Genomic DNA, 14,177 nt, shown 5'->3' on the forward strand with positions numbered 1-14,177 from the left:
CTGATGCATTTTGCAGGCTCCTGCACCGGATTCCGTATAGCGGGATGCAGTTTATAGACTGGGGAAGTCGGTCTGTAAGGTTTCTATTGCCGATATTCGGGCGATGAGGGCGAAAACAGCAGTGGTCATGATTACTCCAATAATCACGACCAGATTGAAGTACCCCGCCGCTGTCTGGTAAGCACGAATGCTGCAATACCCTCACGTCGCCGCTTCCCCTGGGGTAGAGACGCTGAGGCCGGAATCCAAGGAACACGGAGGAACGGTCGATGCCTGAACGGGAACTTTCGACAACTCTTGATGATAGCTTCGACCGGTACCTCCAAGACAAGGGGAAAGGCCGCGGTGGCGATGGCGGGAATTACCGTCGTAATGCAGCACGCGAGCTTGAGCGGTTCGTCGAGTGGGCTGCCGGTGATCGAGGGGGCGACGACTGGACCGGAATAGTTCCCGACGACGTCGATCAACGACCAACCTTCGAGGACCTCGACGAACGAGTCTTTCGAGAGTATGCCCGCCACCTCGCCGGCGATCGGGGGCTCAAACAGAATACCGTCCAGACCTATTACCGCTATATCTCTGCGTGGTGTGGCTGGTGTGTCAACGAGGGCTACCTTGAGGCACATTACGCACAGCGGGCGAGTGCGATGGCCCCCCTTCCCGATGATAACGGTCGCAAACCCGGTGACCAGCAGGCCTGGACATCCGAGCAGCGCCACGCATTGACTCGTCACGTCGACGAGCGAGCCCGTGATGCCATCGAGACGTACACGACCCTCCCGGAGGATGCCGACCCCCTTGACAGACAGAGAGCGCGCTACGGGGCCCTGAAGGAAGCTCGAGATCGGGCGCTCGTGTTTGTCCTCGCGTACACAGCCGTCCGGGTCGGTGAACTGCTTCAGGACCCAAACGATCCTCGCCGGCGTGGCGTTCGGTGGGAGGACATTGAGCTTGAGGATGGGAGTATGGATGTCTACCGGAAGAAACAGCAATGGGACGCGGCCAGCCTCCCCGATCCAGTGATCACTCCGCTCAGAAACTATTACAAGATCATGAATCCGCCGACAGAGCGGTGGCCTGTGTTCCCCACGTTCGACCAGCGGACACTCGCGACGCTCGTACAGGATGAGTTAGCCGATCGTGGAAATCGATCAGACGCTATCGAGGAGCGACGAGCAGAGTTTGCTCGAGATCTACTGCTGGCTCTTGCAGAGGACATTCGGCCGCCGTCGATCACGACTGACGGAGCGCGGTCGATACTCTCCCGTCTCTCAGAGAACGCAGAGATAGATATCGATCACCCAAAACACGACTATCTCGCTCCGCACGGCGGTCGACGTGGAATGGGTGAGGTCCTCGTTCGAGCGTTCGGCTATACGGTTGCCGCCCGGTATCTCGACAATTCAGAGGAGATGGTCCGTGAACGGTATTCGCACATCGAGGCAGGGGAACTCGGCAATGTTGCAACCGAGGCTCTACAGGAGGTTGATGGGGCTGAATGATCTCCCCTAGGTATTCTTGCATTGATTCTCCGAAACGGACCAGACGAACTTGACCTCCGTCACCTAGCGAGGGTGAAGCAGCGATGCGTTGACCACTTCGCTGATACTTCTGGGGCCGGCAGTCATAACGAGAACCGACCCTTCAACGTGACATCTTTATCGGCTTTGGGGTATACGAACAGGATGATTTATTCGACTCGCGCTAGATGTGCAGCATCTCGTCTTGGAACGTCACAATGGTTAGCTAATGGAGACTACTAAACAGTCATTTAAGAATAGCATGTCGGGCATCACGCTTCATCTACCGAGGCTGTGAAGTGTGAAGAATGAAATTGAAAGATATTGGGGGTTGCAAAGACGTTAAGTACGCCCCTGTTTTATCTAAAGATGGCACCGAGGCGGTGAGAACGTTAATTCTGTTCTCACCCCATACCTACTTCAATAGCGTAAGCACTGTAAATTTACCATCAGTTGGGGCCAAAGATACAGGTGGTACTTATATCTTTTTAAATTTTATCTGTATAAAGTATAAGTACCCGGACTCAGGACTCCTCTCCCGCTTAAAACTTTGCCCAGCGGGGTGAAAGTGTACGCCGGTAGCGGCTTTCACCCCTGAAACCCGAAATTCAGGTATTCGGTGCTTACTTGACCTCCCCGAAAGCGTTATATGTGATGTCTGCGAAGAAGTATATAGGAGCGAGATACTCCACTCACCGCCTCGGTGCCACGGACGCGCGGTGTCCGTCGAGCGCGGTCACAAAAACTACGCACGCGAGTTGGCCCCGTACAGAGAGCTGTCGACGCCACGCCACCTGGCTGGGTGTCACAGTTCAAATAGCACCCGGCAAAATGGGTGCAAGGGATCGCGTGGACCTCTAGCTGAGGGCATTCAGCTGGAGTACGTATGACCGCGGATGAATCCAGCGATTCAGATACTGAATCGCACGACGAGAGCACAGACCACGATCAGATTGAGAATACCTCCACCGACTCTGCCAAAGGGAACCGTACGGTAACCACGAAGGCTGTTGCGGGCAAGGTCGAGCCTGTTCAGCGGGCGATAAACGATCTTGAGGACGACGTCCCGCTGGACATCTTTCGCCGGCTCGATCACAGTGAGGAGGCCATCGAGGCCATCGAGGACTGGGCCGACAACGCCGACCCCAAGGACACCGACGCGCTCGTGGGTGCGAAGATTATTATCGACGCAGAGCAGGAACGCGCCGCTGCGCTCCGCGAGGAAGTTCCCGACGGCAACATCGACCTTCTGCGTAAGTTCGAGGAGTTCGAAGACCGGCTCGAGGATCTCGAGGACCTCGTCGACTCGCTCAAGTTCACGACCACAGCATACGTTGTGTATGTGAACAGCCAGTTCGTCGCTCGCTACGATTCAAGTGACGTGTCCGTCGAGACGATGCTCACTGACGCCGAGAAGGAGGACCCTGACGAACTCGGACTCTTCCCGCTGGACGGTTTGACCGGCAACCGGCAGCGCGACCAGGCCTTCCCAGCAGACGAGGATCTGGACCTGGGCGGCAAGAACCGAACGTTCTTCGAGTCGACCAGCGACGGCGGCAAGATTGCACATGAGTGAGACCGACACTCCAGAAGACACCGACGCCGACAGCATGGATCAAGAGGAGAACCTCCGGCATCACCTCAGCGACCGGTGTCGTGGGGCGTTGACGGAACTTCAGGAAGAGCGGCCGGAATCCGAGCTCGTCGCCGTAAAAGGCGACTGGGCCTGGGTCAGTATCGGTACCGTCTACCCTGCACACGTCAACGACGTATTCGACCAGGAGAAGGCCCACGCAGTCATTCGGATTCCGACCGACTTCCCCACTGGCCGCCGACCGTATGGAATCGTGACTATCCCTTACGTCACGAAACACGACGGGCAGGACGTCCACAAGGAGATGCGGGACCACCAGAAAGCTCAGCCGGTTGAAGACGCAATGGACGTCGACGAAACCGGTATGTGGAGCTATCAGTGGGAAAATATTTCTTGGGACGAACCCGCTGACCTCCGGTGGGCCCCGGAAGTCGTGCGGTCGCGCTTCGAGAAGGAGGACTAAAACGTGCCGAAGGGTACACCTGCAGACTGGCTGACGGCTGTTGGGGCTGACGAGGTCGACCTCGTGTTTCCCCGCGACGTCCATGACGACCTAATGGACGTCCTCTTCCCGGACGAGGGTCACCCCTTCCATGGCATGGGCGAGCGTGGGGCGTTCGCCGTGCTCGCGAAAAGCACCGGGGCTCGGCGCGTCAGTTACATCGTCCAGGAGGTTGTTCACCCCGAATCAGGCGACGACTTGCAGTTGAATAGCTCGCTCTCGCGAGACGAGGACAATGACCGGCGGTTTCTCGGGTCGCTGTTCGGGGGTAACTCTGACAGCGATATTTCGAGCAGCGACTCGGGAATTGGCTACCAGTTCAGTGAGGACTACCACGAGCGCACAATGGCTCGCGCAAAGGATCGAGGTGGCGGGCTCATCCGGATTCACACTCAGCCCGGCGGGGTTCATGAGAGCAGTATCGACACTGCGTCAGCAGCCCGCGTCTACAAGAACGACCGCGACCGCCTTCCAGTGGGTGCTCCGTTCGGCGCAGCTATCACGAACGCCGATGGAGACTGGTCGATGCGAGTGTATGAACCCACGCGTGACGAAAGCAAAGAACCCGCAGTCACGCGCGCTGACCGAATCCGATTTGTCGGCCCTGCCATGGACGGCCCAGCGCTGTCCATCCAGGAAACTGGGCGACGAAGTGGCGTTGACCTGTCGAGAGTGAATGACGCCGAGCAGGACTCTAGCATCCAGCTTTGGGGCGAAGACGGTCAGGCGGTGCTGGCGGACCTCACAGTCGGAATCGTTGGCTGTGGGGGCGTTGGCTCTATCCTCGCGGAACACCTATCGCGGGCGGGCGTCGGAAATCTGATGTTCGTCGACTTCGACCGCCTTGAGGAGGCGAACTTCAACCGCGCTCAGGGTGCGCGACGAATTGACGTGCACCAAAAGCGGCTGAAAACTGAGATCGCAGAGCGCGTAGCCCGTGAAAGCGCGACCGCCGATAGCTTCGAGACACAAGTTGTTGATGGGAGCGTCGTCGATGACGACCTCGAGTACTCCGCAGTTCCCTATCTTCTGGACTGCGACATCATCCTGTCCGGGGTGGACGCAGCTCGCCCACGGCAGGTACTTGGAGCGCTCGCCCGGGCCCACTGCATCCCTGTCATCGACGGTGGTAGTCTCCTGCACGCCAACGAGCGGGGGGTACTGGAGCCAGAAGCGAAAGTCGAAACTGCCGTAGCTGGGCCGGGATGGCCGTGCTTCAAATGCCAACGGGTATGGACACAGGACGATGTCGATTGGGAAGCCGACCATCCCGAGTTCCGTGGCGAGCGTGACTACGTGGACGGAGGAGTTGACCCGGATGAGGAAGGCCGAGACCCGTCGGTTATCGGTGTGAACGCGATGGTGGCTGGGCTGATGCAGCGGCGTTTCCTAGCGATAACGCTTGGCATAGCCAGGAACATCGTCGGCACACTTCGGATCAGTGTTCGGGATGTCGAAGCGAATATGACCGCCACATGGGGCTGTGAATCAGACTGTGGTGCCCCAGCGGTCGGAGTTGGTGATCGGCAAGAGCTCCCGACAGGGACGGACTGGGCGATGCGATACGAACGCGACGACATTGCAATGCCCAAGACAAAAACCCGGGACGCTAGCGATCTCCTCAGTGACGACCTTTTGGAGTAACTGGAAGGTCACCGTCCCATTTCGGAGTTTGTGAGTCTACCTATCAACAGCACTCATCGGACATCAATTAGTAACTCGTCATCAGAACACGACGATTTTGACAACAGAACAGAAGTAGAACCACTTTAAGACAATCCGATTGAATTCTGTAGATTCCAGTAAATAGTCGGGAATCAGACTCGAGGAACTCACTCCAATAGTGAGGGGTGCGATACTATTTAATCGCCTTGTGACAAACCAACCTGATATGCGTACTGAAGATCGTTCTGAAGAGGCTGAAATGATTGAAGAAGCCATTGAGAATGGATTTCAAAAGGCATTACCGGACAATACGGACCTTGGCCCTTCAAAATGTGCTATTTGTGGTGAAAATCTACATAACCAGGAGGCAATCAATCCAACAATTCCGATTCAGTTACCACCTGCGACTAAACAATACATGACTAACCCTGAGGCAATTGGGTCTTCTGGGGAGGTTATCTCTCTACGACTCCGGTTCTGTAGTGAACACTGGGATGCCTTAGTAGCAAGAACTCGAGAGCCGGAGGCCATCTCTTTCAATTCATTCAATGGTCGCTACATTATGGTTGAAACAGTCTCGGAGCAAGAGGAAGTGTTCAGCAATACGTCGACTGCTGACGACCGATGGGATCAAGATAGGCTTCGAGTTGCGAGGATGCACGTAGAGGAGTCGCCAGAAAAGATGGAATTTGAGGAAGTCGACAGCTTCGATGGACTCCATGATATGCTGGATGAAAACGAACAGCAGCGGGAGGTTCTTGAAGCAACATTGTTGGTAGCAGCTGTTGATGGATATGGTCTCAACTACGGTTCCTTAGAACGGTCAAAAGACGATTTAGTTGCTGAACTCCGCAATATCGGATACGAGGCCGAGCGACTTCGAAATCCGTGGTTTGATGTCGAAATCCGCCTTTCTGACGCAGATAACAAAATTGTTGGAACTGCCTTCGATATTACAGAAGATGATGTTCTCAAAAAGGAGCTAACAAAGTGGGAAGTAGGGCCGGAACGAGTGGTAAGAAATACTGTATATTGTTGGCTTGAGAGGAAAAATTTCACAGATACAGCAAAGACAGATCATCCAGAAGCGCAGTATGTCGGGTTCTATAGATTGCCTGGGGACGACACATGGCGATGGGTCCCCTTCCCAGAAAACTACAGCACTAATCCTGGGAGCGATCATCGCGCTTACCTTCCGATTAGTGGCCCCACCGAGATGATTCCGGCACTACCGCTTCGTGAGATTAGTGCAGAAACCATCACCCCAGAAGGATTCGAGAAGCAGATGGATGAGCGGTGGGAAAAGATAGACCAGAATCGGTCTATGGTCGATAGAGCGCGGGACGAGCTTTGGCGGCGACTCCAGGGCTGAAAACCGGGTTATTGGTCGGTATTCCATCTTTTCTCGACCTTTTCGATTACCTCATTATTGTATCTCTCAATCTAAATCTACGGTGGTTAGGAAATCTGATTTGGGGGATGGCCAGATGATTCGTCAGGATCACTCCTTAGTGAACTGTGACTCACGGACCTTCGTTGCTTGGTTCGCAAGTAACCGAAGTACCCACTGTCGCCGCCTGTGGGCGTTTTCGTAGCCGACGTACTGCTGTACTGTTTCGATGTCGCGCATGCAGAAGACGCCGCCTCGAACAAGCTCGTACCGATCCGTTTCGAGGAGGGTCTCTGGAGGGAGTGTTTCGAGAATTGCTGCTCGCTGGTTGGTCATAACGTCTGATCGCCGCCGCTGGCGGATGGCTCAGAAACGACGGTCAGACGGATCGGCCGGTATCACATCGGGAACAACGCCAGATTTCGATCTCCCAGACATCCTCGCCGACAAATTCGTCGGTGACTGTTCCAGCCGGATGGTCCTGTAACTCTTCGGTGGTATCGGCTATCCGCTCAACGCCATCGCGTTTGTGCACCGTCTCGGTCTCACACTGTTCGCAGAACACCCGGCGACGATTGTTCCCGACCAACTCCCGGCCAGCGGGTAATGCGCGCTCTTTGACTCGGAACGAAAACGCTGGCACTACCCACAGAGCCGGTTCGGCTGTTCCCAATGGTAGTGGAGTCTCTTGATCCTGAATCTCCTCCGGGACCGGTGTTCCCTCCAGCAGACATACAAGCTGTGACCAACGAGAGATTTCCGCCCCTCCCTCATCGTAGAGATACACCGTAGACTCCGCTGGCAATTCTCTGTCCTGTGAAATTTGGTTGATCGACTCGTTCCAATCGGTCTTGCTCCGAGCGATGGTGAACAGTTGACTACCCCGGGTACTCACGAGCGGCGTTGCGTCGGGAAGGTCGCCCCAATCGCTTGCGAACGCTGCGCGGGATTCGGGCTCGTAGTCGGAGACGAGTTCGACGAGCGGCCCATGTTCGCTAGGACGGTATCCCTGGTGGACATCGCCGATCACGGTCGCTCGGTCAAAAGCAACTGCGCCTTTTGCGATGGCCTCGAAACGACTTTTTGCGGGGACAAGCGCGAAGACGACGCGATCGATTACTCGCTCGAGTTCGGTGCGTTCCTGCCGAGACTCACCGTAGCGTACGGCTTGACGCGACTCGACATCAATCTCTGGATCGTCCGTCTGGTGTGGAAGGCCATCAATCGTGTCGAAATACGCTTCGTGATCTCCCCCCGTGAGATCCCACGTCGGGCCGGCAGGCGAGTCCCTGTCCTGGGACTGCCGATTCTCGGGGTCGTCAGGGTATTCGTCGAAGTCACTCACAATGCTCAATGACTCCTTCCATCGTATTCGCATTTAAACAGCAGGGCTAGTTGATCTCCACAGTCGTCTCATCGCTGTGCATGAAATGCTCGTCGAACTGTACGGTCAACCGCTCTGGTACTCCTCCAGTGAATTGACCCTGAATCTGTATTTCATGCCGGACGTACCCCGAAAAATCGCAGCCATCAGGCTCATCTTCAGCTTTCTTGATCGTAATGTACCCGTGCCGGTCGTATAATCCCATGTAGATGATCTCCCATTCGTGGCATAGGTAGCGTGTATACGTCGTCCCCGTGGCTGTGAATTCCTCGGTAGTCGAATTGATGTCAATCGTCGGCCACTCGGATTCGAAATATCCTGAATAGTCGACTTCCGATTCAGTAACCTCGACGACGACGTCTTCGAATGCGAGGTCACCTGCTGGTGAGAAATCCCGTTGTTCTTCGCTCGGGTTACTCCCCACTTCGCCACTCACGGGACCGAATGTTCGAGAGGCAGTCTGAGTGTCTGTCTCTGCTCCCTCTCCTGGTGAAGGCGAAGACTGTGGTACCCTGTCTTCCGCTGACTCTGGTGTTTTCTCTGGCGCTTCTGTCTCGGACTGAGGTTCCGCTCCGAGGAAACCGAGACAGCCCGACAGGCCTGTGGCGCCGGCTAGTCCCATCCCACCGAGGACAGTCCGTCGAGAGAGTGCAGTCATCTTAATCGGAGGCTTCCTAGAGTGTGGCATCTGTGGATAGCTGGATTGACTCAATTGGGGTGCTGCGGCTTTCCTCAACGGCTGCGTCTCCAATATCAAAGTGTTCGAGCGCCCATTCCTCGATCTCGGGTTTGGTCATGGGGTGGGGAAGCTCGTAACAGCCAACTGGAGTCGCGAGTGGCTCCTCGTGATCGACGCTGAGGCTTTCGACTGATGCGGTATACTGGCCACACCAATAGCGCTGGAGACCAGTCAGGTGGGGACCATCAATGACAGTGAGATAATTGTAGCTATTTTTCATTTTGGCACGATTCAGTACTCCGTGACCAGATATAAACTATTGCAGTCGGAGGGTCGCCTTCCGGCGGTTGGAAATGAAGTAGCACTCGTTACCCCACGACTGGAATTGACTCGTGCTGTGGGGTAACTAGCCGTGTTGAGTGGTGTAGAGGTTCACATTCTGAGGGCTCCGTTATAGGGTGTCTTCACCTGAACCCTCGCCTCTGGTAGTTCATCGAGACGAGTGGCTGGCGGCGATGTCAGGACTCACGAATCGTCGAGCGCGGTGAGGAACTTCCAAACCATCGGTCTTCGGCAGAAAAATCGACTTGTCATGACCGGCAACGATTGCAGCCAGGAGTTCATGCTTACATAGCACTCGCCACGGCTTGTCGTGTTTATATGGACAGGAACAGACGAGACCGTCACCCCACGGAAGGAATGGATAGCGACTGCCGGAGGCGTACTGGCCGACCAGTAGCGGGGCTGGCAGTTCGATTCCAAACTCCTCGATCTGCGGTGCCACGTCAGTAGCTGAATTCGAGAGTGCGGACTCTGCTATGACGAACTGCTCTGGAAGATCAAGATCAGCTGCATACCTGGAGGGATCGACGTCATCGTCGACGACGACCATCCCGATGAAGCTGTTTCGTCTGAGGTAATCGTCCACCGTTTTGGATGGCCCATTCAAGATGAGTGAGCCAAACGTCGAGCGCTTCAGTACATGGTAGAGGGTCATCCCCGGGATGAGTTTTCGATACCAGCTGACGCGACGCTCACGCTCGTCTGCGATCGCGTGTGCTGGATTCGGCTGCTCCTGAGCCTTCCGAATGCGATGAGCGAGGAAGGCTGGTGCATCCTCGACGGTTGCCTCCTTCTCGTATTTCTTGAAATACTCCGACTCCTCATCTATGGCTTGTCGGCAACTGACTTCAGCGTAGGTGAGTCCGAGGGGCTTTCGCTGCCCGCTGCTCGCCCAGGGGTCTGCATCGGGCGCGTCGGGATCGTAGGTCCAGGGATTATACTCGCTGAGTAGATCTTTCCGACGGATACGGCCACCAGCCATGAAATCGAGTCGGATCTTGTGCTCGATCGGTTCGACGGCTGGAGGATCTAATTCGACGTCGTACTCGTAGCCTTGGTCCTGTGGTGGAAGCGCCCCCGGCGGGAGTGACAATGCTGGAAGTGGGGTTCTGTTGTTAGAGATTCGTCGGGACATTGGAGAAGAGACTCGAATTGAGGAGTCCCGATTGCCGAGGCGGGGGACAAATGAACCGATGATCGGCTTATTCTACTGGAGCCATTTGCTCTTCCACGATGTGTTCCCAGACATCTGCACCTTTCTCTGTGGTGCCGTAGACCCGTCCTTTCCGACGGTCTTCAGACACCAGGAGCTCCACAAGCTCACGTTCTCGGAGTCCTTGAAGCGCTCGAGATATATGTGCGATTCCGAGATCTGCATCGTTGGCTATCCGAGACGGAGTGGCTGGACCATCGGCTAGACGACTCAAGGATTTCGATCGGTATTGTGAACTGATCACGTAACTGACCTCGTCCCAGTCAACGCTCATTTTCTATAGTCCGTGAGGGGTCTTTCACCGGGGCAATCGAACGCAACATCCACGGAGAAGTGAATAAGAGTATGCCAAGTTTGGTTGCACGCTTCTCGTGAAGTGGTCATCTGAACAGGTTCTGGCTCGTAGTCAGAGCTTGGCTCAATGATTATGCTGTGTTCGCGGAGACAATATTGGAGTTCATATCCACCGAGTATCCCTCAATCGAAGACAAGTCAATCTCTCTCCATTACCTTCCCTGCCTTTGGCAATGTAGTTCAGTCAGTCATCTGATACAGCGATCCAAAACAGTTCTTTGAAGATAAATCGTAGCTCAGCTCATGCCCTATTGCCCGAATTGCGGTGGCCAGGTCAATGCCGTTCACCACTACTGTGGATCATGTGGAAAGGCACTGTCCGATATTGCAGAGTCAGAGAGTGAATCCCCGATAGCAGTGGAAAGAGATGGATTTCTCTCGCTGCGATCTCTCTCGTACGTCAACGATCTTTGGACCGGAGAACAGGAATTTGATCGTGACTCTGTCTCCTACAAGCAGTTGTCACGAGAAGTCAGCGGAGCGCTGGGTGATTTCGCTCGCCTAGCGATGGTCGAAGACCTCGACCTGCTCCAACTCTGGGCAGCTGGCTCCAAAACTGATTTGCTAAATACTCCCAAGGAGGACATGAATCGCGAGCAGATACAGGATTGGGTCGCTGCACTTGGACTCGGTCGGACGCTACGAATGTACGATGACTCGCTCCATACCGAGTTCGAAGATGAGTTTGACGCTAGACTCCAGAAGCTGATTGAAGTCGCGAATGAGGAACTCGATGACGACCAGACTCCTGATTAAAAATCCACCATACTCGAACGGTATCAATCAAAGACCTGCCAGTAGACTCGCGAATTGATCTAGTCGATCGTCGAGGCGCTCTGGAGAGTATACCGTCTCCTGTCGCTCGTAGTAGCGCGAAAGTTCGCTCGCGTCGTCGGGAAGCGAGCCCGTTTGCTGGTCAGTTGCGATGGTCAGCGAACACACAGGTGCGTGCGACGCTCGAATCTGTTTCTTTACCCCATCGATGTCAGCTGGCTGGTCGTCAGTGACTGCGATGATGAGCGGCTCATCACGCTGAGCTTCGATAAGCGTCCGTGCGAGTCCGAGAGCGTCTGCGAGCGGCGTCCCACCGCCGTAGGAGGTGTTTAGCAGCGATGGCTGCACATGGCGTATCTCGACCGAGAACGGCTTGACGAGCCGTGCTTGTCCGTGGATGAAGTCGATAATCGAGACCTTGATACCTAACTGCTCGGCTGCCAGCCCGAATCGAGCAAGGGCTTGGGTCGCAACTTCGATTTTTTGAGGAGAGCCGTGGCACATCGAGTAAGATCGATCGAGTACCAGGACGATGGCGTATTGCTTCTCTTCTCCGGGTATCGCTGATTTGCACACACGGGGGTCACCGATGGCAAGGCGGTGTCCCGCTCGCGTATCGTAACTGCCTGTGGTGAGTCCAGCCCGTTCGCCTTCCTGCCGTTCGAGGCGCAGGTAGGTTCCTAACGTTCTTCCGACTTGCTCGGCTCCTTTTTCGACGTCCTCCCATTCACGAGGGTCAGCGATGTCATCACCGACGGGAAGTGCTTCAATTTCGGTGAGTGATTCTGGCCCACCAGTACTCCCACCGCCCTTGTCGGATTCCGAAGAATTGGTTGAATTCCTGTTCAGCTCACTAGAGTCGTCTTCCGCCCGTTCGAGCTGTCGGACAATATCATCCAACTCCTGTTCGAGGCCATGTTCGTCGAGTGAGTCTTGTGTAGCCTCGTCGTGGGCAGCACGTTCATCGTGAGACAGGGCTTCCTCGAACCGTTCTTTATCGTCACGTCCAGTCCGGCTAGTGCTCTGTGCGTGGGCTGGCCCCTCGTGTTGAGAAGGGCTTGAATCCGCTTCTGGACCTTTACCTGCTGGCGATTCTTCCTCACTGTTCCCTTCAGCAATGGCAGATAACTGGTCCTCTACCGAGTCATGTTCAGTCGGACCATCTGGAGTATCCGTATATGACGTGTTATCCGCTTTCTCTCCTTCATCCTCCGTTCTCCTCTCCTCCGAGTCAGCCACTTCGTCCTGCTCTGGACCCGGCTCGAAGTCACTCAATGAGTGTTGTCCCGACGTGGAATCGGTTCCGCTGTGCGGAGAGGCCTCTGATTGGGACTGAGAGGTCTGGCAGTCCGGCTGCTCAGATTCCTTCTTTCGTGTCCGGTCGATCGCCTGTGCTAGTTGTTCAACACAAGATTTCGGGGTATCTTTTCCTGTGTCCAGTTCTTCACCGTACTGCCCAGCGGTACCCGCTCCATCATCGCTCTCACTTCTCTCAGTAGGTGTCCCGGTTGTCTCATCTGCGAAGGAATTCGTCTCCTCGGTAATCTCACGAGGGTCTGGCTCATCCGTGATCTGTGGCTGTTCGAAGATGTTCTGATGGGGGTCCTCTGTCGCTTCACGGGAGAGGGAGACTCCTTCTGGGCCAACGTTATCTGTCGGGCCTTTGTTCACTGACTCGTCTTCGCCGTTGCCCGAATCCTCCTCATCGCCTTCCCCACCAGAGTCCTCTGGTCTGTCTTGTTGAGGCGTGGCTTTCACTTGATTGTGCTTGGTATCGGTATTGCGCTCGAGGAGCGGTTGGATATGCTTGGTCCAGAGGTCAATGACTAACCGAGCGCGACGGATGGAGGCGGTCTTGTCGTGCGAATGCGTCGTGTCGTCCCGCTCCGCGCTCCTAATGGCGAGTGCATCCCTCGCGAGTGCCACGATCGGGCCGTGGACGCGCTCGAACGCTCGTTCATCTTCATCCGATACGAACGTTATCCGCGAATCTGTCTCGTCTAGGAGGACAGACGTTATTCCCGTTGGATAGATCGACTCTTCGTACAGACAGGCAGTCACTCCGTCCCAGAAGGAGTACTTGACCTCTTCGTCGTCCGGGATATCTTCTGGTGTTGAAGAGTGTATCCGGCGTGTGAGTTCGAGGCGGATGCCAGCGTTATCACTGAAATTCTCCCCGTGGATTGCTTCTGATTCGATGGCACCGTCTTCGACAATGTTGATGAGATCATGAACCTGCTCGTGGTACTGGCTGTCGACTTCGGCTTTGAGGAGTTCGTCGATCGCGACAATCGCCGTTTTGAGGATGTGGAGGAGTTCGTGGAAGGCGAGGCCGAACTGATGGGCGTGGTCTGCTGTGAGTTGGTCGTTCAGTGGGACTCGTTCGAGATCGGCTTCAGTTCCGGTCACGAGGACGAGATAGTCGGCGTTGACGCCGTTGAGGAGACGGGAAATCTGTCCACGTTCGAGGTCAGTTGCAGCGGAAGAAAGGATGGCGTCAATATCTGCAGGAAGAACGGCAGCAGTCTTGACACCTCGTGTGATGAGTACATCGACGTCTATGTCTGGCGGGAGATGCCCAAGGATAAAGTCCTGAAGGCGAGTAGCTCGGCGGTCCGATATTCTGGCTCGTGCAGAAGCCGTAGGGCTGACTTCTCGGGCGATACTCTCTGGGTTACATAAAGCGGAAATCTGAGGCATTGATGTGGAGTTTGGTTGATGCTGACTTTCATCGGTGGGAAGTCTACAAACGAGAAGCTG

The 14,177-nt window shown here is 55.3% G+C and carries 11 protein-coding genes; 6 read left to right on the forward strand and 5 right to left on the reverse strand.

Going from position 1 to position 14,177, the window contains the following annotated elements:
• Window positions 1–269: 269 nt before the first annotated feature.
• The 5 genes from ACOZ4N_RS01220 (at window position 270) to ACOZ4N_RS01240 (ending at window position 6,653) form a co-directional block, all read left to right on the forward strand.
• The gene (locus tag ACOZ4N_RS01220) at window positions 270–1,502 is read left to right on the forward strand and encodes a tyrosine-type recombinase/integrase (RefSeq protein ID WP_424016275.1); all 1,233 of its coding nucleotides are present in this window, start codon (window positions 270–272) and stop codon (window positions 1,500–1,502) included.
• 904 nt (window positions 1,503–2,406) lie between these two features.
• Window positions 2,407–3,096 (forward strand): hypothetical protein, encoded by a 690-nt coding sequence (locus ACOZ4N_RS01225; protein ID WP_424016276.1) that lies wholly within the window; start codon window positions 2,407–2,409, stop codon window positions 3,094–3,096.
• On the forward strand, window positions 3,089–3,577 hold the full coding sequence (locus ACOZ4N_RS01230; RefSeq protein WP_424016277.1) for a hypothetical protein: 489 nt from the start codon (window positions 3,089–3,091) through the stop codon (window positions 3,575–3,577). The genes ACOZ4N_RS01225 and ACOZ4N_RS01230 overlap by 8 nt, the downstream gene beginning before the upstream one ends.
• Before the next feature lie 3 nt (window positions 3,578–3,580).
• A complete protein-coding gene (locus ACOZ4N_RS01235) occupies window positions 3,581–5,260 on the forward strand; it encodes a ThiF family adenylyltransferase (RefSeq protein ID WP_424016278.1) in 1,680 nt (559 codons plus the stop codon).
• Between the two features lie 247 nt (window positions 5,261–5,507).
• Window positions 5,508–6,653 carry a hypothetical protein gene (locus tag ACOZ4N_RS01240; RefSeq protein WP_424016279.1) on the forward strand — a complete coding sequence of 382 codons (1,146 nt, stop codon included), beginning with the start codon at window positions 5,508–5,510 and terminating at the stop codon, window positions 6,651–6,653.
• A 397-nt stretch (window positions 6,654–7,050) separates the two neighbouring features.
• Here the strand turns inward: ACOZ4N_RS01240 and ACOZ4N_RS01245 are convergent, their stop codons facing one another.
• The 4 genes from ACOZ4N_RS01245 to ACOZ4N_RS01260 all read right to left on the reverse strand — a co-directional run bounded on the left by ACOZ4N_RS01245 (window position 7,051) and on the right by ACOZ4N_RS01260 (window position 10,563).
• The gene (locus tag ACOZ4N_RS01245) at window positions 7,051–8,016 is read right to left on the reverse strand and encodes a hypothetical protein (protein ID WP_424016280.1); all 966 of its coding nucleotides are present in this window, start codon (window positions 8,014–8,016) and stop codon (window positions 7,051–7,053) included.
• 46 nt (window positions 8,017–8,062) lie between these two features.
• A complete protein-coding gene (locus ACOZ4N_RS01250) occupies window positions 8,063–8,491 on the reverse strand; it encodes a hypothetical protein (protein ID WP_424016281.1) in 429 nt (142 codons plus the stop codon).
• Window positions 8,492–9,224: 733 nt separating this feature from the next.
• Window positions 9,225–10,211: a hypothetical protein gene (locus tag ACOZ4N_RS01255; protein WP_424016282.1), complete on the reverse strand. Its 987-nt coding sequence runs from the start codon at window positions 10,209–10,211 to the stop codon at window positions 9,225–9,227.
• A gap of 67 nt (window positions 10,212–10,278) precedes the next feature.
• Window positions 10,279–10,563, reverse strand: a complete 285-nt coding sequence (locus tag ACOZ4N_RS01260) for an ArsR family transcriptional regulator (protein ID WP_424016283.1) — start codon at window positions 10,561–10,563, stop codon at window positions 10,279–10,281.
• A gap of 323 nt (window positions 10,564–10,886) precedes the next feature.
• Here ACOZ4N_RS01260 and ACOZ4N_RS01265 point away from each other — a divergent pair, with 323 nt between their 5' ends.
• On the forward strand, window positions 10,887–11,399 hold the full coding sequence (locus tag ACOZ4N_RS01265) for a zinc ribbon domain-containing protein (protein ID WP_424016284.1): 513 nt from the start codon (window positions 10,887–10,889) through the stop codon (window positions 11,397–11,399).
• A gap of 27 nt (window positions 11,400–11,426) precedes the next feature.
• Here ACOZ4N_RS01265 and ACOZ4N_RS01270 read toward each other — a convergent pair whose 3' ends face one another.
• Window positions 11,427–14,117, reverse strand: coding sequence for a VWA domain-containing protein (locus ACOZ4N_RS01270; RefSeq protein WP_424016285.1), 2,691 nt, complete (start codon window positions 14,115–14,117; stop codon window positions 11,427–11,429).
• Window positions 14,118–14,177: the final 60 nt, after the last annotated feature.

It is taken from the genome of Halorientalis pallida (genome assembly GCF_049605515.1).
Taxonomy (GTDB): domain Archaea; phylum Halobacteriota; class Halobacteria; order Halobacteriales; family Haloarculaceae; genus Halorientalis; species Halorientalis pallida_A.

What these genes read in the sequence shown, in the direction of transcription:
- ACOZ4N_RS01220 (WP_424016275.1), top strand. Translation starts at nt 270, where the DNA reads ATGCCTGAACGGGAACTTTCGACAACTCTTGATGATAGCTTCGACCGG.
- ACOZ4N_RS01225 (WP_424016276.1), top strand. Translation starts at nt 2,407, where the DNA reads ATGACCGCGGATGAATCCAGCGATTCAGATACTGAATCGCACGACGAG.
- ACOZ4N_RS01230 (WP_424016277.1), top strand. Translation starts at nt 3,089, where the DNA reads ATGAGTGAGACCGACACTCCAGAAGACACCGACGCCGACAGCATGGAT.
- ACOZ4N_RS01240 (WP_424016279.1), top strand. Translation starts at nt 5,508, where the DNA reads ATGCGTACTGAAGATCGTTCTGAAGAGGCTGAAATGATTGAAGAAGCC.
- ACOZ4N_RS01255 (WP_424016282.1), bottom strand. Translation starts at nt 10,211, where the DNA reads ATGTCCCGACGAATCTCTAACAACAGAACCCCACTTCCAGCATTGTCA.
- ACOZ4N_RS01260 (WP_424016283.1), bottom strand. Translation starts at nt 10,563, where the DNA reads ATGAGCGTTGACTGGGACGAGGTCAGTTACGTGATCAGTTCACAATAC.
- ACOZ4N_RS01265 (WP_424016284.1), top strand. Translation starts at nt 10,887, where the DNA reads ATGCCCTATTGCCCGAATTGCGGTGGCCAGGTCAATGCCGTTCACCAC.
- ACOZ4N_RS01270 (WP_424016285.1), bottom strand. Translation starts at nt 14,117, where the DNA reads ATGCCTCAGATTTCCGCTTTATGTAACCCAGAGAGTATCGCCCGAGAA.